Annotated in this window: 23 protein-coding genes; 10 read left to right on the plus strand and 13 right to left on the minus strand. The window is 63.6% G+C overall.

Annotated elements, in window-relative coordinates; genetic code table 11:
- Positions 1–56 precede the first annotated feature (56 nt).
- On the minus strand, positions 57–770 hold the full coding sequence (locus J3364_RS16350) for an SDR family oxidoreductase (protein ID WP_349559318.1): 714 nt from the start codon (positions 768–770) through the stop codon (positions 57–59).
- A gap of 365 nt (positions 771–1,135) precedes the next feature.
- On the opposite strand from J3364_RS16350, the gene tcdA reads away from it, so the two are divergent.
- Entirely contained in the window at positions 1,136–1,960 is an 825-nt protein-coding gene (tcdA, locus tag J3364_RS16355; protein ID WP_349559319.1) for a tRNA cyclic N6-threonylcarbamoyladenosine(37) synthase TcdA, read from the plus strand.
- A 91-nt stretch (positions 1,961–2,051) separates the two neighbouring features.
- Positions 2,052–3,905, plus strand: a complete 1,854-nt coding sequence (locus J3364_RS16360) for a cation:proton antiporter (RefSeq protein WP_349559320.1) — start codon at positions 2,052–2,054, stop codon at positions 3,903–3,905.
- A gap of 19 nt (positions 3,906–3,924) precedes the next feature.
- Here J3364_RS16360 and J3364_RS16365 read toward each other — a convergent pair whose 3' ends face one another.
- The 5 genes from J3364_RS16365 to J3364_RS16385 all read right to left on the minus strand — a co-directional run bounded on the left by J3364_RS16365 (position 3,925) and on the right by J3364_RS16385 (position 8,080).
- Positions 3,925–4,878: an NADP-dependent oxidoreductase gene (locus J3364_RS16365; protein WP_190294972.1), complete on the minus strand. Its 954-nt coding sequence runs from the start codon at positions 4,876–4,878 to the stop codon at positions 3,925–3,927.
- Between the two features lie 112 nt (positions 4,879–4,990).
- The gene (locus J3364_RS16370) at positions 4,991–5,398 is read right to left on the minus strand and encodes an acyl-CoA thioesterase (protein ID WP_502882525.1); all 408 of its coding nucleotides are present in this window, start codon (positions 5,396–5,398) and stop codon (positions 4,991–4,993) included.
- Positions 5,399–5,445: 47 nt separating this feature from the next.
- Positions 5,446–6,537, minus strand: coding sequence for an SMP-30/gluconolactonase/LRE family protein (locus tag J3364_RS16375; RefSeq protein ID WP_349559322.1), 1,092 nt, complete (start codon positions 6,535–6,537; stop codon positions 5,446–5,448).
- A 66-nt stretch (positions 6,538–6,603) separates the two neighbouring features.
- Complete coding sequence (locus tag J3364_RS16380; protein WP_349559323.1) at positions 6,604–7,389, minus strand: alpha/beta fold hydrolase; 786 nt, start codon at positions 7,387–7,389, stop codon at positions 6,604–6,606.
- Between the two features lie 10 nt (positions 7,390–7,399).
- On the minus strand, positions 7,400–8,080 hold the full coding sequence (locus tag J3364_RS16385) for a DUF1722 domain-containing protein (RefSeq protein WP_349559324.1): 681 nt from the start codon (positions 8,078–8,080) through the stop codon (positions 7,400–7,402).
- 128 nt (positions 8,081–8,208) lie between these two features.
- Between J3364_RS16385 and J3364_RS16390 the strand changes: the two genes are divergently transcribed.
- From J3364_RS16390 to J3364_RS16410, 5 genes are all read left to right on the plus strand, one after another.
- Positions 8,209–8,646, plus strand: coding sequence for a PilZ domain-containing protein (locus tag J3364_RS16390; protein ID WP_349559325.1), 438 nt, complete (start codon positions 8,209–8,211; stop codon positions 8,644–8,646).
- A gap of 286 nt (positions 8,647–8,932) precedes the next feature.
- Positions 8,933–9,970 (plus strand): AraC family transcriptional regulator, encoded by a 1,038-nt coding sequence (locus J3364_RS16395; RefSeq protein ID WP_349559326.1) that lies wholly within the window; start codon positions 8,933–8,935, stop codon positions 9,968–9,970.
- Positions 9,971–9,988: 18 nt separating this feature from the next.
- The gene (gene cls / locus J3364_RS16400; RefSeq protein WP_349559327.1) at positions 9,989–11,419 is read left to right on the plus strand and encodes a cardiolipin synthase; all 1,431 of its coding nucleotides are present in this window, start codon (positions 9,989–9,991) and stop codon (positions 11,417–11,419) included.
- Between the two features lie 156 nt (positions 11,420–11,575).
- Positions 11,576–12,262 (plus strand): GntR family transcriptional regulator, encoded by a 687-nt coding sequence (locus J3364_RS16405; protein WP_123636424.1) that lies wholly within the window; start codon positions 11,576–11,578, stop codon positions 12,260–12,262.
- The gene (locus tag J3364_RS16410; protein ID WP_349559328.1) at positions 12,246–12,683 is read left to right on the plus strand and encodes a hypothetical protein; all 438 of its coding nucleotides are present in this window, start codon (positions 12,246–12,248) and stop codon (positions 12,681–12,683) included. Before J3364_RS16405 ends, J3364_RS16410 begins: the two co-directional genes overlap by 17 nt.
- Here J3364_RS16410 and J3364_RS16415 read toward each other — a convergent pair.
- Together J3364_RS16415 and J3364_RS16420 are read right to left on the minus strand one after the other, a co-directional pair.
- Positions 12,670–14,901, minus strand: coding sequence for a patatin-like phospholipase family protein (locus J3364_RS16415; protein WP_349559329.1), 2,232 nt, complete (start codon positions 14,899–14,901; stop codon positions 12,670–12,672). The two genes, J3364_RS16410 and J3364_RS16415, sit on opposite strands and share 14 nt — an antisense overlap.
- A gap of 102 nt (positions 14,902–15,003) precedes the next feature.
- A complete protein-coding gene (locus J3364_RS16420) occupies positions 15,004–15,642 on the minus strand; it encodes a hypothetical protein (RefSeq protein ID WP_349559330.1) in 639 nt (212 codons plus the stop codon).
- A gap of 193 nt (positions 15,643–15,835) precedes the next feature.
- On the opposite strand from J3364_RS16420, the gene J3364_RS16425 reads away from it, so the two are divergent.
- Together J3364_RS16425 and J3364_RS16430 are read left to right on the plus strand one after the other, a co-directional pair.
- Positions 15,836–16,603, plus strand: coding sequence for a hypothetical protein (locus J3364_RS16425; RefSeq protein WP_349559331.1), 768 nt, complete (start codon positions 15,836–15,838; stop codon positions 16,601–16,603).
- Between the two features lie 135 nt (positions 16,604–16,738).
- Positions 16,739–17,131, plus strand: a complete 393-nt coding sequence (locus J3364_RS16430; protein WP_349559332.1) for a hypothetical protein — start codon at positions 16,739–16,741, stop codon at positions 17,129–17,131.
- A 15-nt stretch (positions 17,132–17,146) separates the two neighbouring features.
- Here J3364_RS16430 and J3364_RS16435 read toward each other — a convergent pair whose 3' ends face one another.
- Complete coding sequence (locus tag J3364_RS16435) at positions 17,147–20,347, minus strand: transporter substrate-binding domain-containing protein (protein WP_349559374.1); 3,201 nt, start codon at positions 20,345–20,347, stop codon at positions 17,147–17,149.
- 89 nt (positions 20,348–20,436) lie between these two features.
- On the opposite strand from J3364_RS16435, the gene J3364_RS16440 reads away from it, so the two are divergent.
- The gene (locus J3364_RS16440; protein WP_349559333.1) at positions 20,437–20,670 is read left to right on the plus strand and encodes a DUF2789 domain-containing protein; all 234 of its coding nucleotides are present in this window, start codon (positions 20,437–20,439) and stop codon (positions 20,668–20,670) included.
- A gap of 24 nt (positions 20,671–20,694) precedes the next feature.
- On the opposite strand, the gene J3364_RS16445 is transcribed toward J3364_RS16440, so the two are convergent.
- From J3364_RS16445 to dapF, 4 genes are all read right to left on the minus strand, one after another.
- Complete coding sequence (locus J3364_RS16445) at positions 20,695–22,284, minus strand: sensor domain-containing diguanylate cyclase (RefSeq protein WP_349559334.1); 1,590 nt, start codon at positions 22,282–22,284, stop codon at positions 20,695–20,697.
- Between the two features lie 216 nt (positions 22,285–22,500).
- On the minus strand, positions 22,501–23,436 hold the full coding sequence (gene xerC, locus J3364_RS16450) for a tyrosine recombinase XerC (protein ID WP_349559335.1): 936 nt from the start codon (positions 23,434–23,436) through the stop codon (positions 22,501–22,503).
- Positions 23,437–23,438: 2 nt separating this feature from the next.
- The gene (locus tag J3364_RS16455; RefSeq protein WP_349559336.1) at positions 23,439–24,191 is read right to left on the minus strand and encodes a DUF484 family protein; all 753 of its coding nucleotides are present in this window, start codon (positions 24,189–24,191) and stop codon (positions 23,439–23,441) included.
- A 74-nt stretch (positions 24,192–24,265) separates the two neighbouring features.
- Positions 24,266–25,192, minus strand: a complete 927-nt coding sequence (gene dapF, locus J3364_RS16460; protein ID WP_349559337.1) for a diaminopimelate epimerase — start codon at positions 25,190–25,192, stop codon at positions 24,266–24,268.
- Between the last annotated feature and the right edge of the window lie 3 nt (positions 25,193–25,195).

The raw sequence follows: 25,195 nt of genomic DNA on the forward strand, positions 1-25,195 counted from the left end.
CACTCGCCCCGGCCTGCCGGGGCTTTTTTTGGGCGAACCAAGCCGCCCACCATGTCCTACCACGGCAATGACGATCCGTCCCAGCTGAAGAACTGGCCGTTGTGCTCCGTATCCAGGCTATCGTAGATCGACAGCAGGTTAGTCGCCGTATCGTGCGGCTCATGCACCTGCAGTTGCGCCAGGGACTGTTGGAACGGTTCACTCAACTGCGTGCGGGTGGTGCCGGGATGGACGGCCACGCAGGTGACCGGCCGGATGCGCCGCGGCAGCTCGATGGACAGGTTGCGGGTCAGCATGTTGAGGGCCGCCTTCGAGGCACGGTAGCCGTACCAGCCGCCGAAACCGTTGTCGCCGATGGATCCTACCTTGGCGGATACGGCCACAATGCGTTTGAGACGCTTGTGACGCAGCCGGGGCAACAACGCCTGCACCAACAGCACAAACGCCGAGGCGTTGACCTGGAAGGCGCTTGCCAGTGCCCCGGCATCCAGATCTTCCAGCCGCTTCTCCGGTCGGATGCCCTCGCCGTGCAGGCGGCCCGCCGCATAGATCACCCCATCGACGTCCTCCTTCAACGCCAGTTCGGGCGTCGGGTCGAGCGCATCCCAGGGCAACAGCGACAGGGCGTCGCCGTATTGGTTCGCCCAGTCCGCGGCCGCATCAGGGCGACGACAGAGGCCGGTGACGATGGTGTCCGGGCGCCCCAACAACTGTTGGATCAAGGCACGACCGATGCCACCGGTGGCGCCGGCGACGACAATATGCGGCATGGGATTCTCCGTCTTCAGGGCTCTCACCATCATTACGCCCGGCAACGTCGCGCGGACTTCAGGCACCCTGTCCGAAAATGACCGATACTTGTCAGCTTTTGACCTTCTTCCCGCGCCCCGGATCTGGAGAATAGAACCCGTTGATTAGTGTCTCTGAACTAGTCCGGCTTGTTCCCTTCGGGGTAAGCCATCTTGCTTGTCCAGCCACGCCCTATGGCGTGGCTTTTTTTATGGCGCCGCTGATCCCCTCGTTATCCCGCCTCGGTTCCGGTTTTCACGCATCCCCAGCCAATGCCGTCGTCGCCCAGCTCAGGTACAATTCGCGCTCCAGTCATCCCGACAGATGAGGTTCCCCGGGAGAGCGCATGAACGCAGACGATTTCAGCTTCCGCTTTGGCGGCATCGAACGGCTTTATGGCCGGCGGGCCCTGCAGGCGTTCCGTGACGCCCACATGGCCATCGTGGGCCTGGGCGGCGTGGGGTCCTGGGCGGCCGAAGCGCTGGCCCGCAGTGGCGTCGGCCAGCTCACGCTGATCGACATGGACGACGTCTGCGTGTCCAACACCAACCGCCAGCTGCATGCCCTGGCCGGCGAATATGGGCGCACCAAAACCGACGTCATGGCCGATCGGCTGCGCGCCATCAATCCCCAGCTTCAGGTCAACGTCCACTTCGGTTTCCTGACCCCGAAGAACGTGACCGAGCTGCTGGACGACAGTCTCCACGGCGTGGTGGATGCGATCGACAGTGTCAAGGCCAAGGCAGCCCTGATTGCCCACTGCAAGCGGCGCAAGATCCCGCTGGTGTGTGCCGGCGGCGCCGGTGGCCAGATGGACCCGACCCAGATCCAGGTCAGTGACCTGTCGCGCACCACTCAGGACCCATTGCTGGCCAAAGTGCGCAACCTGCTGCGCCGGGAATACCACTTTTCCCGCAATCCCAAGCGTCGATTTGGCATCGAAGCGGTGTACTCGCTGGAGCAGCTGACCTATCCTGCCGGAGACGGCGAAGTCTGCCTGCAGAAGCCGGACACCAGCGGCCCGGTCCGGCTGGATTGCGCTTCCGGCTTTGGCGCCGCCAGCCCGGTCACGGCGACCTTCGGTTTCGTGGCGGCATCGCGCCTGCTGAATCGCCTGGCACGAAAGGTGCGGCTGGAGTCGGAGCAACAGCCGGATATCGCTCTCAGCTAAACGGTGACGGCCGGTTTTCGTGCCTCATCAATACACATGCCCGTCACCTGGACGTGGCCGTTTCCACCGGAATGGATGATTAGCCCTGTCTATGTCTGCGAACGTTGTTCTCCTGCTCGCGAGCATCGGTGTCCTTTCCCTGTTCTGCCAGTGGCTGGCATGGCGAGTGCGCATGCCGGCGATCCTGTTCCTGCTCGCCGGCGGGATTGCCGCCGGCCCGCTCCTGCACTGGCTGGAACCTCAACAACTGTTTGGTGACCTGCTGTTTCCGCTGGTGTCCCTGGCGGTGGCCGTGATCCTGTTCGAGGGCAGCCTGACGCTGAGGTATCAGGAGATCAAGGGCCATGGCCGCATGGTCCGCAACCTGGTGCCCATCGGGTCGATCGTGACCTGCACCGTCGGCACCCTGGCGGCTCACTGGGCGCTCAACATTTCCTGGGAAGTGGCCCTGCTGTTCGGTGCCATCTGCATCGTCACCGGCCCCACGGTGGTCGCCCCGCTGCTGCGTTCGGTCAAACCCGCGGCCAAGCTGGCCAATATCCTGCGCTGGGAAGGCATCATCATCGATCCGGTAGGGGCGCTGCTGGCGGTTCTGGTGTTCGAGGGAATCGTCTCCTGGGGCCAGGGCAACGTCTTCGAGCACTCGCTGTATATCTTCGGCAAGACCATTGTCATCGGCATCGTGCTGGGGGGCATTGCCGGTTGGCTGACCGGCGTGGCCCTGCGCAAACACCTGCTGCCACAGTACCTGCACAACGCCGGAACCCTGACTTTCATGCTGGGCATTTACGCCTTCTCCAATGAGATGGCCCACGAGTCCGGCCTGCTGACGGTCACCGTCATGGGGATCTGGATGGCGAACATGAAACAGGTGCCGATCGAGAGCATCCTGGAATTCAAGGAATCCCTGAGCGTCCTGCTGATTTCCGCCCTGTTCATCATCCTGGCCGCACGCGTCGAGTTCACTGCCATTGCCGATCTGGGCTGGCCCCTGGTGACGGTCCTGGCGGTCCTGATGTTCGTCGCCCGGCCCATCAGCATTTTCCTGTCCGCCATCGGCACCACCCTCAACTGGCGGGAAAAGCTGTTTCTCAGCTGGATCGCGCCGCGCGGGATCGTCGCGGCGGCAGTCTCCGCGCTGTTTGCGTTCCAGCTGCAGAAGCTCGGCTATGAGAGTGCCGGCGTGCTGGTACCGCTGGTGTTCATCCTGATCATCGCCACGGTGACCCTGCAAAGCCTGACGGCCCGTCCGGTGGCCCGGCTGCTGAAAGTGGCCGAGCCTGCGGATTACGGCTTCCTGATTCTCGGCGCCAACAGCGTGGCCCGCCAGATCGGCCAGGCGCTGCAGAAGGTCGCGGTGCCGGTGGTGCTGACCGACACCAACTGGGAGAACGTGCGACAGGCGCGCATGGACAACCTCAACGTCTACTTCGGCAACCCGGTGTCCGAGCACGCCTCCACCCACCTGGACCTGACCGGCATCGGCAATCTGCTGGTGATCTCGCCCTACAAGCAGCTCAATTCGCTGGCGACCTATCACTTCCTCGACTGGTTCGGTAACGGCAGTGTCTACAGCCTGTCGGAAGGCGACCAGGACCAGAAGGCCCGGCACCAGACCGCCGAGAAAATCCAGCAGACCCGCGGCCTGTTCGGCGATGTCAGCTACGCCAAGCTGGCCAGCCTGGTGAGCAAGGGCTATACGGTGAAAACCACCCAGTTGAGCGATGCATTCAGTTACGAGGACTTTCAGGCCCAGTACGAGAACCAGGCCCTGCTGCTGTTCGTGATTGACCCGCGTGAGCGAATCCAGGCCGTCACGTCACAGTCGAACCTGAAGCTGGACAAGGGATGGATGCTCCTGAGCCTGGTGCCGCCGCAGCCACCCAAGGAGCGCAAGGAGAAGGACGCCGGCCCGGAACCGGCCGGCGCAACCGCAACGGCCTGACGAGGGCCGCCGGGTCGTGTTAACGGGCCTGGCAGTCCAGCACCAGCTTGCCCCTGACGTGCCCGGTCTCCAGCCGCCGGTGGGCATCGGCGGCACGGGCCAGCGGGAAAATCTCGTCCACGTGCAGGCGAACGTCACCGTCTTCAATCAGCTCGGCAATCTCCTCCAGGTGGAAGATATCAGGCCGCACGGTCATGCCATGGGCCTTGAGCCCCATGTTTTCCGCTTCGGTAATGATGCTGTCCGCCGTCACCGTCGGCACGGTGACGAGTACCCCATGGTCGGCCAGGCAATGCAGCGAGCGCTTGCCGGTATCGCCGCCCACCAGGTCGTAAATCAGGTCCAGACCGTAGCAGGCGTCGACAAAGTCGTCCCGGTTGTAGTCGATCACCTCGTCCGCCCCCAGTGTCGCCAGGAAATCGGCATTGTTGGCGGACGCCGTGGCGATCACGTGGGCGCCGCGGGCACGGGCGAACTGGATCGCCAGATGGCCGACACCGCCAGCGCCGGCGTGGATCAGCACCTTGTGATCCGGTTGTAACTGCCCCACTTCAAACAGCCCCTGCCAGGCAGTCAGTGCCGCCAGTGGCAGGCCGCCGGCTTCGATCAGATCCATCTCTTCCGGCACGACGATCAACTCATCAGCCCGGGCCAGGGCGTATTCGGCATAACCACCGCCCCCGCCGGGAAAACCGATCATGCCCATCACGCGATCACCGGCGGACAACGTATGTACGTCGTCCCCAACATCGGTAACGGTACCGGCCACATCGTAGCCGGGTGTCCAGGGCAGATGGTCCTGGATCTGCTGGGCAGCAAAGCCCAGTCCCTTGCGGGTTTTCCAGTCGATGGGATTGAGACCTGCACCGGCGACCCGGATACAGACCTCGCCGGCCGCCGGGACCGGGTGCTCGGCCTCCACCAGCTTCAGTTCATCGGCTTCCCCGAAGCGCTCATAGACAATGCGACGCATACTGGTTTCTCCCATGCGGCGTTGGGAAACGCCGGACCCGCAGATTGCTACGGGACGGCCGGTTTCCAGGCGGGCGGACACCTGCTTTTCAGCAAGCGTAGCAGAATCCGGTTTATTCGGTAGTCACCACGGCATGCCCGAGGATGTCGCCGTATTCCTTGGGCACCCGGGCCGGGCGCTGGGTCTTGAGATCCACACAGGCGTGGCTGGACTTGGCCCGCACCAGGGATTTGCCATCGGATTGGCGCACCAGCTGGAAACGGCGCGCCGAGCGGAAGCGGCCGTCAAAATCGACCAGCCAGGTGCCCAGCAAGAGGTGATCGCCTTCGTTGGCAGCGGCCAGGTAATCGATTTCCGTGCGGGTGATGGCCATGGCGCGGCCCGTCGCTTCATGCCGCTCCCAGGTCATGCCCAGGCTTTCGATATGGGCCCAGCTCACCTCTTCGAGCCAGCGTACGTAGACCACGTTGTTGGCATGGCCAAGACGATCGACGTCTTCAGGCTGGACCACGATGGGCATGATAAACGGGTCCGGGAGATCCCATTCGATAAGGTCGGGCACGTCACTCACGGCGATGTCTCCTTGTTCAGGGCCGGAATACTGCTGATGGGCAGCCGTCCGATGCGATCGTTGTGCAGGGTTCCGAAATACAGCATCCCCAGGTGCGGCTCCACCGAGGTGATCTCCTGCAGATGATGGCCGGTGGTGTCGTGCAGGCTGGCCAGCAGCTTGCCGTCGGCGTCAAATGCCATGACCAGGCCGTATTCCTGCACCGGCGGCTGCAGGCTGTCGGGCAGCTTGGCCACCTGCTCCTTGATCCAGGGGTGCGGCTGCATCCAGTCCACCGTCGGGTTGCGGGGCGTTGGCAACGCCACCCAGAAGCGCCCCTGGCTGTCGGCTGCCACGCCGTCCGGGAAGCCCGGCAGGTTATCGGCAAACACTTCGGCAGTGCCCGCCTTGCGGCCGGTCAGCCAGTATTTGAGGATGCGGTATTTCCAGGTTTCGTTAACCAACAGGAAACTACCGTCTTTGGCCACCGCCACGCCATTAGCAAAATGGAGGTTGCGCAACAGCACATCGGTCTTGCGGGTGGCCGGGTTGTAGCGCAGCAGGCGCCCGTGGGGCTGCATCTCCAGCAAGTCCAGCCGGTATTCGGACTGGTCGAAGCGGGAACTGGCGTCGGTGAAGTAGATCATCCCGTCCGGCCCGATATCCACGTCGTCGGTGAACTTGAAGGGCAGCCCCTCGGCTTCCCGGGACAAGGTACGAATAACGCCGTCTGGCGTGATCGAGAGCAGCCCCTTGTAGGCGTCCGCCACAATCAGGTTGCCGTTGCGGTCAAACGCCAGCCCCAGCGGACGCCCTCCGGTGCGGGCCCAGGTTTCCACGCGACCGTCCGGCCACACTCGCACCACCTTGCCATCCTGGGTGCCGCCGTAGACGCGCCCGGTTTTGTCCACAGCCACGTCTTCCGGCCCGTAGACCTGGCCCTGGGCGATCAGTTCCGCCTGCTTCAGCAATTCATTGGGTGCGGTGCGGCCGGACAATCCGGGAGACGGCGGCGGCGTCCAGGCCCGGCTATCGACCGGTGACGGCGTCAGCAGGAAGCCGCCGATCAGCAGGAACAGGACCACACAGATTGCATACACCCAACGCATGAAAGCTCCTTGTTGTTGGACTACCCGGCCTTTAAACCCTAGCAGACGCTGCGCCGGCGCTACCGATCAGTTGGGGTCAAACTCACCGTCCAGGAAGCGTCGGCACAGGTTGGTGAACAGATCCGGCTTTTCCGCATGCAGCCAATGGCCGGTGCCGGGAATGATGCGCAGGGAAGCTTTGGGGAAATACCGGTCGAACGTTTCGCGCTGCCCCTCACCGATGTAGTCGGAGTCTCCACCCTTGATGAACAGGGTCGGACCATCGAAAGGCCCCTCGGCGGTTGGACCGGCGGCAATCTGTTCGTAATGGTCCTGGATAGCGTCCAGGTTCAGGCGCCAGGCAAACCCGCCTTCCCCGTCACGCACCAGGTTTTTCAGCAGGAACTGCCGCACGGGGGTCACGGGGACATACTCCGCCAGCGCCTTGTCGGCCTGTCCGCGGGAGGTCACCCGGGCCAGGTCGAGGCTGGTCAGGCCCTCGATGATGTCGTCGTGGTGAGGTGGATAGGCCACCGGCGCGATGTCCGCCACGATCAGGCGGTCGACCCGGTCGGGATGGGCCAGGGCCAGCTCCATCGCCGTTTTGCCGCCCATGGAATGCCCCAGTACCGAAGCCTGTTCCAGGTGAGCCTTGTCCATGTAGCGCAGGACATCGTCGGCCATGGCCGGATACCCCATGGCATCGGTGTGCGGCGAGCGACCGTGGTTACGCAGGTCGAGGGCGTGAATCTGGCAGCTGTCCGCCAGGCGCTGGGACACGCCGCCGAGGTTTTCCAGGGATCCGAAAAGACCGTGCAGGACGATCAGGGGCTCGCCCTCGCCCGTCACGCGGTGGTGCAAATCCAGGCTCAAGTCAGCCTCCTTATAGCCAGGCGCGGAGTTCACCCAGCGCCGTCGAATTGAGCAGGTAGGATACCTCATGTTGCAGGGCCAGTTGCTGCACGTCCGCGGCCAGGGCATCCAGGTCGTCCATCTGCGGGCTCATGCTGGATTGGTCGGAGACGTAGCCCCACATGTGCTGCAGGGCATTGCGGATGCCGCCCTCCGGCGGCGCCACCCGGGACGCGTTGACCAGGGCCAGCCACAGGGTCTCGAGCGGTGCAGACCGGGCCGCGACGCGCCGACCGAAGCTTTCGTAGGCCTGCCGGTTGCGGGCCAGCAGGCTGTACTTGTAGGTGGCCCAGAGTTCGTGATCGTTGCGCGGCATGCGGATCCGGCCACGCTGGCCGGCTTCGGCCCGGGCCGTGATGTAGCGGATTTCCGCGGCCAGTGACGCGGCATCCAGCGGCGGCCAAATAATGGCCTCGCCGGTCACCGCCACCTGCCCGGGCACAGCGTGGCCGCGCAACGTCATTTCGCCCATCAACTGGTTCAGGCGCAAGGTCAGGGCATCCTCGTGCCCCAACCAGTTTGCCGGTAGCCGATCACCGGCGCTGCGGCCGCGGTCGGTACTGACGAGCCCCACCAGCAGGCGCATCTGCGCCGCCAGCAATTCGTCATCGAGAAACCCGGCATCCAGATCGAACACTCTGTTTTTTTCCATTACCGCTTACCTTTGCGTCGCTGGATCCCGTCAGTTTGGCCGCTCCAGTCACAGAACGGAACGGCCAGAATGGACCATAATGCATTCAGGCCCGATGCCCTCACCGACAACCGGAGTACACCCAAGCTATGAGACGAATCAGTCCCCGCGACAGGCGCCGCTTTCGCCGGCTACCGGCAACGGAACTGAATCTGGCCTGGCGACCGCGCAAGCGTCTGCTTGCCCGCTATCGCCCTATTCAGGGCCACGATTTTACACGGGAAGGCGTCGCTGTCACCGCGGCAACGGACACATTCAGGGAAGGCGATCAGGTCGAGTTGCTGATCGAACTGGCTATGGCTGGCGAGAATCTGGTGGTCAGCCGTGTGCTCGCCGACGTGGTCAATGTGGCCAAGGAGGGAAACCAGGCCCGTGTCGGACTGGCTTTCGATGTGGCCGCCAGCCGTCGGTTCGGCGCCGCTGCGCTGCGTGCCCGGCTGGGCCGCATGGAAGGCATTCTGGAACGCAGCGAAAAACAGTGGCTACGCTCTCAGCCGCTGGACAGCATTACCGGACTGGCGGGTTAGTGAGTCGGCCATTTCAGAAGACAAAAAAAGGCCGCCTATTGGCGGCCGATGTGCGAAGGGATTAGCAATAGTAGATGCTGTTGAGATAGTTCTTGAGAGCCTCGCAGTTACGACGTTCCTGCTCGGTATGCGGAACAAAAATCTGCAGATCCATCCCAAACACCTCCTGACAATGTCAGTTACCCATGAATTCCATTCCAGCTTAACGCCTCTTAACGCACTCGACGTTGACACCCTGACCCAACTGTTTGACATTTGGTAACACCCAACGACAAAAACGAGACTCATGCCGACCCACCAAGCCCGATCCGACGTGACCCCGCAGGAGCCGCAGGTGACGGCCTCCACCGCTCTGGGCCTGGTGCATTACTTGGACACCCGGGACCTCCTCGAAGAGAACACCGTTGCGTCCCTGCTCGGTCTGCCGCTCGCGGAACTGGCGAACCCGGACCTGCGTCTGCCTGCCTGTCATCACTACCGTCTTTGGCAACACGCCGAACAGGTCACCGGCGACGCAGCCATCGGCCTGCATGCCGGCGAGGTGGTGGATCCCGACCGAATGGGCCTGGTCGGCCACGTTTTCTTCAACTGCGATACCCTGGGCGATGCCGTCATGCAGTACGTGCGACTGCATCGGCTGATCAACGAATCCGTGCATCTCAAGCTGGAACAGACCGCCGATCTGGCGGTGCTGACCTGGGAGGCCGACCAGCCCGAGTTCTACTGCCGCCAGGACATGGATCGCACCCTGGCCGCTGTGGTGAGCCGGGCGCGTCACTTTATCCATCCTCAGCTGGACATTGCCTGGGTGCGGGTCGCCCATCCCGAACCGGCCTACGCGGACGAATACCGCCGCATCCTGGATTGCCCGATCCGTTTTGGCGAGCCAGCCATGGCGCTGGCCTTCAGCGCCCACTACCTGGACCGCCCGATTCCTCACCGCAATCCTTATGTGCATTCGGCCATGCTGAAGCAGGTCAACAGCCTGCTGGCCAGACTGCAGACCCGGCGCCGCTTCAGCCGCAAGGTGCGGCGACTGATATCCCGGCAGATGGCCAGCGAGCGTATCGACGCCGACTCCCTCGCCCAGCAACTGCACATGAGTCGCCAGACGCTCTACCGGCGCCTGAAGAAAGAGGGCATGAGCTTCCAGGAACTGGTCGAGCACGTACGCAAGGACAAGGCCCTGCGTTATGTGGCCTCGGACCGCTACGCTCTGGGCGAGATCGCTTTTCTGTTAGGCTTCTCGGAGTTAAGCGCCTTCAGCCGGGCCTTCAAACGCTGGACTGGCGAATCACCCGCGCAGTATCGCGCCCGCCACTAAACAGGGAGTTTTCGGCGCATGTGGGATCCCACACTGCTCACGTTGTCACTGCTGGTCGTCTACGGCCTGGCGCTGTTCTGCGTCCTTCGCATCCTGCTCCACTACCGCACGGCCCAGGGCGCCATTGCCTGGATCATTGCCCTGCTGGCGTTCCCCTACCTGACCCTGCCGCTGTTTTTCCTGTTCGGCCGCAACCGCTTTGCCGGCTACATCAAGGCCAGACGTTCCGGCGACGAGGCCCTGAACCAACTGCTCAGCGTATTCAGTGAAGAGGATCAACTCACACGGATTCCTGACAGCGCCGACCCCAGTCCCGAGCTGCGGGTACTGACACGCCTCGTAGGCCAGCCGTTCACCCGTGGCAACCACTGCACCCTACTCAAAGACGGCAAGGAGACCTTCGAGGCGCTGTTCGATGCCATGGAGAACGCCCGGCACTATATCCTGCTGGAGTTCTACATCGTCCGCTCGGACAAAGTCGGCCAGCGCATCAAATCGATCCTCAAGCGCAAGCTGGACGAGGGCGTGAAGGTCTACTTCACCTACGACGACATCGGCAGCGTGTGGCTGCCCCGCAACTACCTGAAGGAGCTGACCCAGGCCGGCGCCCGGGTGGCCGCTTTTGGCGACGGCAACGTCCGCCGACGACGCTTCCAGATCAACTTCCGCAACCACCGCAAGCTGCTGGTGTGCGACGGCACCGTGGGATTTGTCGGCGGCATCAACCTGGGGGATGAGTACCTGGGCACCCTCACCGACCATCTGGCCTGGCGCGACACCCACTGCCGCATCGAAGGCCCCGCGGTGATGGGGCTGCAGCTGGCGTTCGTGGAAGACTGGTACTGGGCTGCCAACGACCTGCCCCGGCTCAACTGGTCACCCCAGCCCTGCCCTGGCAGCGACCAGGAAGTGCTGGTGGTTCCCACCAGTCCGGCGGACCGGTTTGATACGGGCACCCTGTTCTTCCTCAACTGCATCAACAACGCCCGCCAACGCGTCTGGATTACCTCCCCCTATTTCGTGCCGGACCTGCAGGTGGTCAACGCGCTGCAGCTGGCCGCCCTGCGCGGGGTGGATGTGCGTATCCTGATTCCGGAAAACCCCGATCACAAACTGGTCCGCCTGGCGGCCTATTCCTACCTGGTGCAATCCTCCAAGGCGGGCATCGGCATCTATCGCTACCAGCCCGGCTTTATGCATCAGAAGGTGGTGCTGGTGGACGATCGATACGCGGCGGTGGGCACGGCCAATCTGGACAACCGATCCATGCGGCTGAACTTCGAGATCTGCGCGGTAGTCACTGACAGCGACTTTATTGGGGATGTGCGCCGGATGCTGGAAGCCGACCTGCGCCAGTGCCGCCCGATGACGCCGGAGGACTACAGCCAACGTTCCATGGTGTTTCGCCTGGCCTGTCGAGCGGCACGACTGCTTGCACCGGTTCTTTGAGGTGTTGAAGCAAGGTTCCCTGAGCGCTTGCAGTTCTCAGGCAATGTGAGAGCATAGCGCCAAGCGCACTGTGCCGTTATGGCGGCGCAAATGCCTGGTGCCCATGTTGGCGGGCGTCACTGCGACCGGTCGCCGCGAATTACCCGGAAGTCCTTCATGAAGCCATTCAAACCCCGTGAAACCCTGACCGAACAGGTCGCCCAGCACATCGAGAACATGATCGCCTTTGGTCAGCTGCGATCCGGTGAGCGCATCTATGAAAGCGCCATGGCCAAGCAGCTGGACGTCAGCCACGGGTCGGTCCGGGAGGGCCTCCTGCTGCTGGAGAAGCGCCACCTGGTGCGCAACGTGCCGCGCCGGGGCGCGTTCGTCACAGAGCTCGATGCGTACTTCGTGCGCAGTCTGTATGAAGTGCTGGAGCTTTACCTGTGCCACACAGGGCGTAAACTGGCCCGCCAATGGCAACCCGAGGACATGGAGAAACTCGAGTCCCTCTATGCGCGCATGGACGAATGCTTTCAACGCAGTGACCTGCTGGGCTTCCTCGATCTGGGTATCGAGTACACCCAGGCATCGCTGGCCTACGCCGACAACTACTTCATCCTGGAAGCGATCAAGGATCTCTGGCCGTCGGCCAAGCGCTGCGCCTTCCTGGCGTTCCAGCACGCCAACCAGCAGGTGCTGCTCGATAACCTCGCGCACATGCGCGAATCCATCGATGCCATCAAGCAGCGGGACGAGGCGCGGCTTGAGCGTATCCTCCAGGATTACGCCGCACGCCAGTGCGAGGAAGTCATCTCCTACATCGAAAATACGCAGCCGCGGGATGATGTGGCCCGCTGATCACCGCGCCAACTCCGGACTGCTGATCCTCCTGCTGCTGACCCTGGCCGGCTGCTCCAGCACCCCATCGCCGGAGTCGTTGCCACCGGCGCGGCCGGTCACGCCGACGCCGACCCCGGAAGAACCCAGTGGACAACCGGAAGCGGCGTCGCCATCGACGCCTTCCAACCAAACTCAGCAGAAAACCGCCCCGACACCGGCATTGTGCGCCTGGAGTAAAACCCGGGGCGTCGCGTCGCTGTTGGCTCGGGAGGAGGACATCGGCACCTGGCAGTTCTTTCCCGGCGACGATATCGTCCACCACAAGGTGCCGGACAAGGCGGACCAGGGCAGTGAGTACCGCGCTATCCTGGAGCGGCCACTGAACGGCCCCTGCGACCAGGAACGCCTGATTCTGGTGGCGCCGGTTATAGTCCGATAAACAGGCTTTCCAGCGAATAGCCGACGGTCAGGAAGCCGGCCCAGTGGTCGTCATCCGCCCAGGCGGTGGAGATTTGGACCGGCCCCAGGAAGGTGTTGACCCCGGCAAACACCCCGTAGGAGTGGATCACGTCCGACCATTGGGCATCGCCGATGTCCTGCCAACCGTTACCCCCCTCGTAGCTGACGCCGGCAAAGAAAGGCACGATGGGACCGCCGAAGCGACGGTAGGTGTACAGGCTCAGCAGGGCCGCGTCCTGGCCGGTCACTTCGCCGCGGGCGTACGCCGACAGCCGGTGGAAGCCGCCGAGGGACACGTAGTTCTCCACCCCCGCCTCGCCTTTGGTGACCGCGCTGGCAAACAGTTGGCCGACGACGACCTGGTCGCCCCACTCGCCGGCTTTGGCCGCCAGCATGGTGGTGCGGTCGAAATTGCGGTCGGCCCCGATGCCGGGACGCTCGAAGCGGCCATTCAGGCCAAAGAAACCGCCGTTGCTGGGCAGGAACGGGTCGTTGAGGGTGTCGAAGGTCAGCTGCAGGGTCCAGGCGCCCTGATTGACGCGATCACTGAAGTCGTTGGTTTCCCCAAGCTCATCCTCCACCGACGCCACACCACGACGATAGCCGGCCCGAACCTCGCCCTCGGCACCCAACTCCATGCCCATGCTGAGATCGAAAGAGCTCTCTTCCAGCTCAATTTTGCCGACGCGATCCCCACTGTCGTCAAACACCGAGTAGCTGTCACGCTTGTACTGGCCGCCGACCAGCGCGAAACGGCGGTAGCCGTAGTCCAGCGGCTGGAACCATTCCGTTCGCACGTAGGGCTCGGTGCCCAATTGCACGCCGGTTTTCCACTCCGCACCCAGGGAGTTTAGCTCGGTCATCTGGTAGGACCCGGCTACGTTGAATCGGGTCTCGTCCTGGAAATTGTCTTCATAGGACAGGCCAAAGCGCAGGTAATTGGGCCCCCAGCTTTTTTCCTGCACATCGATGACCAGGACGGCCCCTTCGCCCGGATTGTCGCCCGGCTCCAGGGAATAGCTGACCGTCTCGTAATAACCCAGTCCATAGATGCGCCGCAGGTCATCCTCCAACTGATCCACATCCAGCGGCTGGCCCGGCTCCTGACGGATCCGCGAGCGCAGGAATTCACGGGACAGCCGGGAATCGTCGTCGATGCGAATGCTGGCGATGCGCTCCGGCGTGAAGCGCGCGGTTTGACGGCGTTTTTCGTAGGCGGCCCAGGTTGGCGCATCGACACTCAGGTGGTTCAGGCTGACGGCCTTGTTGCGGGTGGCGGTAGCGCCGATCTCGATGATCTGCGTGGCGTCGTAGAAGTCCGCCGATGTCATGCCTTCCAGGTCGGGACGAATCAGCACGTCGCCGTCGCCCATCCGGTCCAACTGGTCGTCCACGTTGCGGCGGGTCATCAGGGTGGTGAGCTGCCCCACCACTGAAAAGGCGCCGGTCAGCTTTTCCGTATCCTGCAGGGCGTCGCTGATGTCCACAGCAATCACCACGTCCGCCCCCATGGACTGGGCCACGCTGATGGGCAGGTTGTTGGCAATGCCGCCATCGACCAGCAGCTTGCCGTCAATCTCGGTGGGTGCATAGACGCCGGGAATGCTCATGCTGGCGCGGATGGACTGGGCCAGGGAGCCGTGACTGAGCACCACTTCCTTGCCGGTGCCCAGATCCGTGGCCACAGCCCGGAAACGCAGGGGCAGGTCATCGAAATCCCGCACCAGGGCCGCCTTACGGGTCAGTTCGTTGAGGATAAAACCGAGGTTTTGTCCGGCCACCAGCCCGCGCCCGACGGTAAACCCCCGGCTGCTCAGGCCGATGCCCGGATCGACCGGGTAGCGCCAGTCGTCGAATTTGCGCCGTACCGGCTTGTAGGCTCGCCCCGGACTGTCCTGGAAGCTGGAGACCCAATCCATCTCGATGAAGCGGTCCTCGATCTCATCCACGTCCATGCCCAGGGCGTACAGGGCCGCCACCGCAGAACCGGCGCTGGTACCGACGACGATATCGACGGGCACATGCATTTCCTCCAGTGCCCTCAGCACGCCTACGTGGGCCATTCCCTTGGCGCCACCACCGCTGAGAACCAGAGCCACGACCGGCCGTTTCTCACCCGGCGCGTCGTCCGACAGCGCCTGGGCGCCTACGGAAAAGGCGCAGGCAGACAACAGCAAGGCAGTGATGATTCTCGACACGCGGGGAGCTCCCTACCCGGGCTTGAACAGTGGATCCGATCAGCGGCGTCCTGACCGGCAAACGTCTCATCCGGGACGCTGCCGGTTCAGATGCGGCGGGTATTATTGGCGATCTTTCTCGTCATCGGCCAGTGACAAATGGGAAATGTCGGGCACGACCGGCGGTATCTCTTGCCGTTGCTCCACCAGGGTGGAACCGGCCGGGGCGATCGTCCAGTCGTCCAGGTGCTCGAACATCGGCGCTTCCACTTCGTGGGTTTCGCTCAGACGATCGTGGGCCGGTGCGACCTGCAGGCTGGAATGGGCCAGGATACTGTCCACTTTTTCGCCGGCCACATTGGGGCGGTCGCCGGGTTCCACCTTGACGCCTCCGCCCGCGTCATCGGCCGTCTCCGTCGGCGCGGGCGGCGGTTCGGTGGGTGCTGGAGTGGGCTCGGCGGGCGCCGGGGCCGGTCTGGATGACGCCTCTGGCGTCGGCCGGGCAGACCGGGATGCCGGCTCAGGGGTTTCGCCAGCCGCACTCATCGGCTCCGCATAGGCCACCATGCCGTGCTTGTGCAGGACCGCCACGTATTTCTCGGCCTGCTCCTGATCCAGCTTGTTGCGGATCACCACCCGCTTACCACTGAACATGCGCTCGACCTGTTCCACCGAGGCCTTGAACAGGGCCCGGGCGTTGGCGCGAGCCGACTGCTGATCCGTACCGGGCGTGCACTCGCCCTGGAATACCAACTGATACATGACTGCTCCTCCACTGAAATACATCGCCGCGGAAACGCCCCGCCCCGTGGTTTTCTACCATCCTAGCGCATCCGGCAGAACCGCCAAAGCCGCACCGGCCTGCGGGCGAAAAGTCGTTCCCCTGTCTTCCGGATTGACGTAGCATTTGCCTCATTTTGGGGCATTGAGCCGTATCTTGCCGGGGGAGTACCGCATGCTTCTGCTACTGATCAAAGTTGTCGTCACGCTGGTCACCGTCCTGGCGCTGGCCTGGCTCGCCGAGCGGGTGAGTACCCGGGTGGCCGGCGTTCTGGCCGGCTTCCCGTTGGGGACCGGCGTCGCGCTGTTCTTCCTCGGGTTTGAGCAGGGGCCGGCCTACGCGGCGGACGCGGCACGAGGCACCCTGCTCGGCTTTATCGGTGCCCAGGCACTGGCGCTGGCCTTCGCCGCCAGCGCCAGTCAGCACCGACTGAACACTTTGGCACTGTCGCTGCTGGCGTTCCTGGCGGTCGCCCTGCCGCTGTCGCTGCTGGATCTGCCCCTGTGGGCGGCCCTGCCGATCAGCGTTCTCTCAACCATCGTCGCCCACCGGCTCATGCGCCATCTGGCGGACACCGCGATCACGCTGCGCCGGCCGCCGGGCTGGGGCGTGCATATCCTGCGCGGCATCATATCCGGGTTGATTGTCGTGGGCGTGACATCGGCGGCGTACTGGGGCAGCACCACGCTGAGCGGCGTCCTTGCGGCCTTCCCCATTACCTTCTTCCCGCTGCTGGCGATTGTCTTCTGGCAGCATGGCCCGGCCCCGGCGCAAACGCTGGTCAAACACTACCCGGCGGGTATGGGCTCGCTGATTACCCACACGGTGGCCGTGGCTCTGCTGTATCCGCATTTGGGGATTGTCGTCGGCACACTGTGCGCCCTGGCGCTGGCCACCGTCTGGTCAGCCGGGTGGCTGGCGTGGCAGAGACGCCAGTCCTGACGGGCCCTGACATGACGTTGCCATTGCAAACAATTGAAAAAAGAGTGCGCAAGGACTAAGCAAACCCGCATCGGTTTGCCATAATGCACCGTAACATCGCTTAACATTCCGTTACATTTCAGGCAGGGATCAGTGATGGCCACGCGCACCAAAATCCATATGACGGCCCTTTCCAGGCTGCTGGCAGGCACCGGATTCCTGGCGGCCATGGTCCTGAGTGCCTCTGCGCGCGCCGAAAACATCGACCTGCTGATGAGCAGCCTGTTCCAGACCGACGGCCCCACCTACATCGGCGCCACCAGCGTCAACCGGGACGACATCCCCGACAGCGCCAACTACGCCAAGAAATACCTGATCGTTGACTTCCGCTTCCAGCAGCAACCGCCGGACAGCAGCCTGCAGGCGAGCATCCACACCATCTGCATGGCCATGATCCGCGACCATGACCTGATGCAGCGCCTGACTCACCAGGGTTACGACATGGTGTCCGTGGCGTTCGACCGCCGGTCCCAATACGACTGCCTCTGATCCGCCCACCCGGGCCTAGGACGTCTGCGGGTCATCCGCCAGCAAATCCGGGAAGGCCTCAAGCCGATCGTGGACACTGTCCAGATCGAACGCGTCGACGTCGGCCAACAAGTCACGGCCGTATTCCACAATGTCCAGCGCGCCGTAGCGTTTGCCCCACTCGATGACCTGCTGGGCAAAGGTGGCCAACTGCTCCGGATCGCCACTGCCGCGCATGCCTTCCCAGTCGGAGGCGAACTGCGCCTGCAGGTCCCGGGACAGCCGACGACGCTGGTAGGGGTTGGTGACCGGGCGCAACACCACTTCTTCCCGATCGGCGCCGGCGTCCGCATCGCCGTCAACCGCCTCAAAGTCATGATCCAGGAAGCGCGCCAGCTCCTGCATCAGCACGTAACGACTCACCGGCTTCTGCAGGAAACCATCGAACCCGGCATCCTCGATGCGGCTGGCATCGCCGGGCATGACAGAGGCGGTCAGGGCAATCACCGGAATGTGGGCCAGTGCCTCGTCTTCGTGCATAGTGCGGCGGCAGGTGAAGCCGTCCATCACCGGCATGCGGATATCCATCAGTACGGCGCCGGGCTGGCATTCCCGGGCCACGCTCAGGGCCTGACCGCCGTCCTCGGCTTCGATCACCTTGAGCCCGGCCGGCTCCAGCATGTCGCGCACCAGTTGCCGGTTGATGCGGTTGTCGTCAACCACCAGGACCACGTCGTCCCTGAAGACAAAACCGGGATTGTCCTCGGATTGCGTGTCCGGACCGGTGGTCGACGTCTCCACATCGTGCAGCACCACGCGGAAGCAGGAGCCTTCGTCCGGAACGCTGTGGACGCTCAATTCACCGCCCATCATGCGCACCAGCTTGCGGCTGATCGCCAGCCCCAGGCCGGTGCCGCCGTATTGCCGGTTGCTCTGGCCTTCCTGCTGTTCGAAGGCATCGAAGATCCGGGCCTGCTGGTCGTCGGGAATGCCGATACCGGTGTCGCGTACCTCAATGACCAACTGGCAGTCTTCGCCGGCATCGTCGCTGTGACAGCGCTCGGTGTGGGCGGTCAGGGTGATTTCGCCCTCGTGGGTGAACTTGATGGCGTTGCCCACCAGGTTGAACAACACCTGGCGCAGCCGGGTCTCGTCCAGCACCATGGCCCGTGGCATGTCCTCCGACAAGGAGACGGTCAGGGTGAGGCCACGGGCCTTGGCGCGCATTTCGAAGATCCGGCGCACGTCTTCCAGCAGCCGTTTCAGGTCCAGCGCACCGAACTCCAGGCGCATCTTGCCCGCCTCGATCCGTGACAGGTCGAGGATGTCGTTGATCAGGGTCAGCAGACTGCGGCTGCCGGCCTTGATGGACTCGATATAGCCCCGCTGACGGGTGTCGGTCACGCTGCCTTCCAGCAATTCGCTGTAGCCCATGACCGCGTTCATCGGCGTGCGGATTTCATGGGACATGTTGGCCAGGAACTCACTCTTGGCCCGGTTGGCCGACTCCGCTTCCCGGGCCAGCTTCTCCGCTTCCAGCTTGGCCGCCCGCAGCTCATCCTCGCTGCGGCGCAGGGCGTCCTCGGAACGGATCCGCTCATCCACTTCCCGCGACAGCTTGCGGTTCCAGTACAGGAAGATCAGCACCACCACCACAGCAATCAGGACCACCCGGCGCACCACGGTGTAATCGATGTCCTGCTCGATATCCAGGTGGATCCAGCGGTTGTAGATCTTGTCGTATTCGTCCTTCTCGATGGCGCCCAGGCCCTTGTTGAGGATTCGCAGCAGCTCTGGCTCATCGCGCCGGACCGCCAGGCGCAGCTCGTACTGGTAGGGCGTAATGCTGGTGATGCGCAGGTTGGACAGGCCCAGGTGCGCGACGGTGTAACTGACCCCGGGTATGTGGGTGATCATCACATCCAGATCGCCGTTGGACAGGGCCAACAGCCCTTCTTCCAGGTTATCCACCGGATACAGGTTGAGCTCGGGATGGTTGATCAGCAGGTATTCATGGCTGGCCTGCTGGCGCACCACGCCCACTCGCTCGTCACGCAGTTCCCGCAGGTCGCCGATAAACCGGCCGTCGTCCCGGATGACCATGGCGATGGGCAGGCTCAGGTAGGCCCGGGTAAACAGGAACAGTTTCTCGCGACGGGGCGTGCGCGGCAGGGCCGGCAGGATGTCGATGTCGCCGTTCTGCAGCATGCTCTCCGCCTTCGACCAGTCGTCGATCTGGCGGGTGGCGAAGCGGGTATCGAGGCTGTCGCCCAGCTTGCCGACCAGGTCCGGCACCAGGCCCGTGGCCCGGTCGTCCTCGGTAAACTCGAACGGCGGCCAGTCCTTGCGAAAGGCGACCCGCAGGTCCGGGTGCCGTTTGAGCCACGCCTGCTCGTCCGGCGTGATAGTCACTTCATTCTGGTTGTCCACACCGGGCAACTCGAAAGACATCCATTTGCCCTGGATTGCCCGGCTCTCACTGCCGGTAATGGCTTCCACGCCGGCGTTCAGCACCCGCTGCAGCCGGGCGTTGTCGCCGGCAACAGCGAAGGCTACTTCGGCCGGCTGGCTGTTGAGAACGGTGACCAGGGAAATCTGGTCGATCAGGCCGGCGCGCAGATAGTCGGAGATCACCGGCATAGGGGCAAAGAACGCGTCGGCGCGTCCATTGATGATGCTGTTCACCGCCTCACTGACCGACCGCACCGGAATCGGGCGGAACGACTGGATCGAATCCAGCAGCGTGTACTGGTGGCTGTCCCCGGCGATCAGCGCCACCCGCTTGCGCTCCAGATCGGACAGTCGCTGAACGGACGCGTCCTGGGCATTGGCAAACAGACCGTAGTTGAGGGTCATGACGCTTTCCGTGAAGCGCAGATCGGGCGCGCTGACTGCCGGCTGCACGGTGGTGACCAGGGCGTCCAGCTCACCGTTGCGCAAACGGGACTCCAACGTCATGGCCGCGCCGGGCACCAACTCGACCTTCACGCCCAGCTTGCCGCCCACCAACCGGGCAAAGGCGGGATAGGTGCCCACCATGTCGCCATCGGTCGCCAGGTAGGCCAGCGGCTTGCGCTGACCGGCAATTCCGATGCGCAACGTGTCCTGTTTTCCCAGCCAGGCCAGATCCTCGGCCCCGAGTACCGGTTGCGGCGAATCCATAAGCGGGTCGGCCTGGGCAAACGCCCCCAGCAACTGGCACAGTACAATCAGGAGAGCGGGCGCCAGGATGCGCATCACTTGGATATCCTCGGGTGTTTGACTAGATTTAAACGGGAAGCCTTAACGTGGGCACGACGGCCACCGACGCAGAGGACTTTAGCATCATGGACACGAGTCAGCACACTCTGGAGACGCTGTTCGAGCAACTTGGCCTGCCGGCCGATCCAGGCAGTATCGAGGCTTTTATTGCCAAGCATGCTCCGCTCCCCCGGGAAACGGCTCTGGCCGATGCGCCGTTCTGGAACGCCGCGCAATCGTCCTTCCTGCATGAAGGCATCGACGACGATTCCGACTGGGCCGAGGTCATCGACGAGCTGGACGCCCTCCTGCGCCATTGAACGGCGGGCAGACGCCGCGCCGGTTCAGGCCCGGGTGACCTGATTGCGCCCGGCATTCTTCGCCCGATAGAGCGCCTTGTCGGCCATATCGAACAATTCCTCGGGGGTTTCGGCCTGCTCGAAGGCCACCAGGCCGGCCGAAATGGTAATGCCGACCGGCTCGTCCTGGAAGTGGAAGGGCAGACCGGCAATGTGCTCGCGCAGGTCGTCAATCACCGTGTACGCTTTGTCCACCGGGGTTTCCGGCAACAGCAGGACAAACTCCTCCCCGCCATACCGCGCCACGAAATCCGTTGTGCGGACACGATCGCACAGGACCTTGGCGACCAGCTGAATCACCCGGTCGCCGGCCTTGTGGCCAAATGAATCGTTGACGGTCTTGAAGTGGTCGATGTCGAGAATCGCCAGCGATGCCGGATGCCGATAACGCAGCCAGCGTTCGAATTCGAACTGCAGCCGTTGCTGCCAGGCCTCCCGATTGGGCAGCTGGGTAAGCATGTCGGTCAGGGCCCGGGAACGCTCCGCGCGCAACTGCTCCTGAACCTGCTCCGAATACGCTTCCATGCCGGCCAGTTTTTCCTGCATGGCGGCCAGTTCGTCCTCAAGGATTTTCTCCCGACGGCACTCGTCTTCCCGGTATGCCTGGAACGATGACGACAGGGACTGGATGTTGCGGCTCACCGAAGCTTTGAGGTCGTCCAGACTGGTGGACGTCTCTACCGCCTGTCCCATATCCTCCAGTCGGCTGCTCACCGCCTGGTTCAGGCGATCGGACGCGTCACGCTGATCCTGCCGCGCCTCCGCCTGCGCCTGGCAGTTGGCCTTGAGTGCGGCGAGGCGATCATCCAGGCGCCGCAGGAAGGCTTCGAATTCATTGCGGCTGCGGCTGACCGCCGCAATGACCAGATCAACGATCTCGTTGAGGGCATCCCGCAGCTCCGGCCACTCCATGCTCTGGTCCAGAAGCTGCTTCAGGTGCTGCGCACGGGCGTGAGCCGACGGTTCCAGAGTGACCTGCTCTAACACATGCTCCAGCAATTCACCAACCCGGCGAGCGATGTTCACGCGTGGGTCGTCAGCGGGATCTTCAGCAGGTGCGGCCAGTGCGCTGCCGGTAGATGCCCCGGCGGGAACCGGCGTCGCGTCATGACGCTGGCGCGAGAAAAAGCGCCGCCAACTCCGATCCTCAGGCTGATCCAGCGTCTCGCGGTGGGATTCCAACAGGGTCGCCAGCTCCGTCAGCCAGGACGCCATGCTTTCACTGTCCGGGCCCAGGTCGGCAATGCGCTTTTCCAGGGATCGAAACTGCTTGCGGACGGCGCTCTCCGTCTGCTCCACCTGATCGAGAATGCGCTCAAGCGCCTGGTGCAGGTCCCGCTCGGAACGCGATCGCTTCTCGTCAAGCCGTTCCAGGGCCTGATCGAGCCGTGTCTGGACCTGACGCAAGATGCCCAGATCACAGGTCTCCCGGCGCAAGACATCCCGCAACTCGCCCAGCAGCTTGTCGATGGCGGCGTCCTGCCCCGAGGCGAACAGACTGGTGCGCACCAGCAGACGTTGCAGCGTGTATCGTTCTTCTTGCCAGTCCTTTTGGCCGGCCTCTTTTATGCTCATGATGACAGCCTTGCGATCGCGGCAGGTAACGAGTGCCGTTATTTGGGACGCTTGCCGCGGGCATCCCATACCCGAGACCAACGCACGCGCCCTCAGGGGATCTCGTTTCAGCTCCGTGGGCCGGAGCGAATCAACGCCCCCTTAAAAAGTATTCATGTCCATATAGGGTAGACGTCCCTTTCCCGGGCATCTACTCGATCAGGGATCGGATTTTGTTCAGGATTCCGCCTCATCCCCGCGTCCACGACGCCGCGCTCGTGGGTGGCTCCGGTCGTAGACCCGGGCCAGGTGCTGGTAATCCAGGTGGGTATAAACCTGGGTGGTGGCAATGTCCGCATGCCCGAGCAGCTCCTGCACCGCCCGCAGGTCGCCGCTCGACTCCAGCAGGTGGCTGGCGAACGAGTGCCGCAGCAGGTGCGGGTGCAAACGCTGATCCGCGCCTTTGTGCCTGCCCCAGCGGCTGAGCCGGGACTGCACGCTGCGGGCACTGAGACGCCGGCCCTGGCGGCTCAGGAACACGGCGTTCTGTCCCTCCGGTGCCAGGGTACCTCGCACACTCAGCCAGCGATCCATGGCCTGCCAGGCTTGCCGACCGACCGGCAGGATCCGGGTCTTGTTGCCCTTGCCCAACACGCGCACTTCGCCGGCGCGCCGGTCCAGGCCGTCCAGATCCAGACCCACCAGTTCCGCCAATCGCAGGCCGGACGAGTAGATCAGTTCGAACATGGCCAGGTCGCGGATTTCCAGCGGATCGTCCGCGTCGGCATTCAACAGGTGATTCACCTGATCCACGTCCGCCACTTTGGGGAGCTTGCGACCCGCTTTCGGCGCCCGCACGTCCAGCGCCGGGTTGTCCGTGACTTCCCGTTCGCGCAGGAGAAATTCATAGAAACGACGGATGGCCGAGAGGTGACGGGCGATACTGCGGCCACCCAGCCCTTCCCGGCTGAGTTCGGCAACGTGACGTCTCAGGCCGTGGATATCGAGACCGGACCAGCGCGTCTCGCCCCAAGCGGCCAGGTTGACGGCCAGGCGCCGGATATCACGGAGGTAATTGTGGCAGGTATGAACGGACTGCCGCCGCTCGGCGCGCAGATGCTCGATAAACCGCGACAGCGGCTCGTCGAGCGAATCCGGCAGGTCGTTGATCATCGTTATCGGGTACCCACCACCTTGTCGGTATCGGTGAGGGGCTGCTGCTGGCTGTGGCGAGCCATCAGCGGGGGCAGCAGGCGGCTCAGGGTGTCGCTGATGTAGGTCAGGAACAGCGAGCCCATGCTTTCATCAAAGTAGCCCACCTGCTGGCTGCCAATGGCAAACAGACCTAACAGGTCGCCGTGGCGCAGCGGCACCAGGGCCACCGACGCAATCGGGTTGTCCCGCTGAGGGAACAGAAACGCACGTTGCTCCAGACGGAACTGGCCGCAGACGGCGCGCTGGCCCTCCAGCAGGGCTCCCAACTGGCTCTGTGCGGCCTCTCGGGTGACCCGGATCAGGGCGCCTTCCGGCTCCGCGTCGGTACCGGCATCGTCGAACAGGATCAGTGAGGCGGCATCCAGGCCGAAGTCGCCGCGGATGCTGTCGTCGATGACCGACGCCATCTCGATGAGCGAGCGGGCTTCGATCACCTGGGTCAGCAGGCGCTTACTTTTCTCGAACAACCGGTCGTTATGACGGGCGATTTCGATCAGTTCCCCCAGTTCGTTGCGCAGCATGTCGCGTTGCTCGCGGAACAGGTGGACCTGACGTTCCACCAGGGAGATGGCCCGACCACTGTCGTGCGGAAGCGTCAGGCTGCGCAGCAATTCGTCCTGGTGGACAAAAAAATCGGGGTGGGCCTTCAGGTACGCCACGACGTCCTGCTCGGTCACTGGTGGGGCCGTTTTCGTCGCCGCCTGATCTGTCATCCCGGAAACCTCCTGTCACGACCGCCTCTTCAGGGACGGTTCTCTTTCTCGACACCCATGGGCGGGCGTCGACGCTAGCCTTTCTTGTGCCGTTTACGCCCGGACGAGCGGCCTGAACGCCCACGACGGGGCGCGTCGGTGGCCACGCGCACCTGGCCGTCATAGACCCGGGCGGTCGGCCCATCCATCATAACAGGGGCCCCTTCGCCCTGCCATTCAAGGGACAACGGCCCGCCGCGCAACACCATGCGCACTTTTTCATCCAGCAGGCCCCGCATGCGGCCGGCGACCATGGCGGCGCAGGCACCGCTACCGCAGGCCAGGGTTTCACCGGAGCCGCGCTCGAACACCCGCAGTTTGGCGTTCTGCCGGTCGATCACCTGCAGGAATCCGATGTTGGCCTTCTTGGGGAACGCCGTATGCGATTCCAGCAGTGGTCCCAGACGCTCTACCGGCGCGGTGTCCACGTTATCCACCAGCAACACGGCATGGGGGTTGCCCATGGAAACGACACTCAGCTCCACCGTCTCGCCGTCCACTTCAAGGCGATAGGTGTCTGCCCGCTCGGATGCCTCAAAAGGCACCTTCGCCGGCTCCAGTTCAGGCACGCCCATGTTGACCAGTACCCAGCCGTCCTTACCGGCCTTGAGCTCGATCACACCACCGGCGGTCTGGACGCGGATGACCTTTTTGTTGGTCAGACGCTGATCGCGGACGAAGCGGGCAAAGCAACGAGCGCCGTTGCCGCACTGCTCCACTTCGGAGCCGTCGGCATTGAAGATCCGGTAGCGGAAGTCCACGTCCGGCATACCGGGCGGCTCCACCACCAGCAACTGGTCGAAGCCGATGCCGAAATGCCGGTCCGCCAGCTGGCTGATGACGTCCGGGCGCAGGCGGAACGGCTGACTGATGGCATCCACCACCATGAAGTCGTTGCCCAGCCCATGCATCTTGGTAAACGGCAGGTTGGCGCCGCTGCTGCGGCGTCGGTTATCACTCATCGC

The sequence above is a fragment of the Marinobacter sp. NFXS9 genome (genome assembly GCF_040148665.1).
GTDB lineage: Bacteria > Pseudomonadota > Gammaproteobacteria > Pseudomonadales > Oleiphilaceae > Marinobacter_A > Marinobacter_A mangrovi.

Coding starts and splice junctions, on each gene's coding strand:
- J3364_RS16405 (WP_123636424.1), top strand. CDS start 11,576: ATGAAGCCATTCAAACCCCGTGAAACCCTGACCGAACAGGTCGCCCAG.
- J3364_RS16365 (WP_190294972.1), bottom strand. CDS start 4,878: ATGCGTCGCATTGTCTATGAGCGCTTCGGGGAAGCCGATGAACTGAAG.
- J3364_RS16360 (WP_349559320.1), top strand. CDS start 2,052: ATGTCTGCGAACGTTGTTCTCCTGCTCGCGAGCATCGGTGTCCTTTCC.
- dapF (WP_349559337.1), bottom strand. CDS start 25,192: ATGAGTGATAACCGACGCCGCAGCAGCGGCGCCAACCTGCCGTTTACC.
- J3364_RS16375 (WP_349559322.1), bottom strand. CDS start 6,537: ATGCGTTGGGTGTATGCAATCTGTGTGGTCCTGTTCCTGCTGATCGGC.
- J3364_RS16455 (WP_349559336.1), bottom strand. CDS start 24,191: ATGACAGATCAGGCGGCGACGAAAACGGCCCCACCAGTGACCGAGCAG.
- J3364_RS16395 (WP_349559326.1), top strand. CDS start 8,933: ATGCCGACCCACCAAGCCCGATCCGACGTGACCCCGCAGGAGCCGCAG.
- J3364_RS16420 (WP_349559330.1), bottom strand. CDS start 15,642: ATGTATCAGTTGGTATTCCAGGGCGAGTGCACGCCCGGTACGGATCAG.
- J3364_RS16435 (WP_349559374.1), bottom strand. CDS start 20,347: ATGCGCATCCTGGCGCCCGCTCTCCTGATTGTACTGTGCCAGTTGCTG.
- J3364_RS16430 (WP_349559332.1), top strand. CDS start 16,739: ATGGCCACGCGCACCAAAATCCATATGACGGCCCTTTCCAGGCTGCTG.
- J3364_RS16425 (WP_349559331.1), top strand. CDS start 15,836: ATGCTTCTGCTACTGATCAAAGTTGTCGTCACGCTGGTCACCGTCCTG.
- xerC (WP_349559335.1), bottom strand. CDS start 23,436: ATGATCAACGACCTGCCGGATTCGCTCGACGAGCCGCTGTCGCGGTTT.
- J3364_RS16440 (WP_349559333.1), top strand. CDS start 20,437: ATGGACACGAGTCAGCACACTCTGGAGACGCTGTTCGAGCAACTTGGC.
- J3364_RS16390 (WP_349559325.1), top strand. CDS start 8,209: ATGAGACGAATCAGTCCCCGCGACAGGCGCCGCTTTCGCCGGCTACCG.
- J3364_RS16385 (WP_349559324.1), bottom strand. CDS start 8,080: ATGGAAAAAAACAGAGTGTTCGATCTGGATGCCGGGTTTCTCGATGAC.
- tcdA (WP_349559319.1), top strand. CDS start 1,136: ATGAACGCAGACGATTTCAGCTTCCGCTTTGGCGGCATCGAACGGCTT.
- J3364_RS16350 (WP_349559318.1), bottom strand. CDS start 770: ATGCCGCATATTGTCGTCGCCGGCGCCACCGGTGGCATCGGTCGTGCC.
- J3364_RS16370 (WP_502882525.1), bottom strand. CDS start 5,398: ATGCCCATCGTGGTCCAGCCTGAAGACGTCGATCGTCTTGGCCATGCC.
- cls (WP_349559327.1), top strand. CDS start 9,989: ATGTGGGATCCCACACTGCTCACGTTGTCACTGCTGGTCGTCTACGGC.
- J3364_RS16410 (WP_349559328.1), top strand. CDS start 12,246: ATGATGTGGCCCGCTGATCACCGCGCCAACTCCGGACTGCTGATCCTC.
- J3364_RS16445 (WP_349559334.1), bottom strand. CDS start 22,284: ATGAGCATAAAAGAGGCCGGCCAAAAGGACTGGCAAGAAGAACGATAC.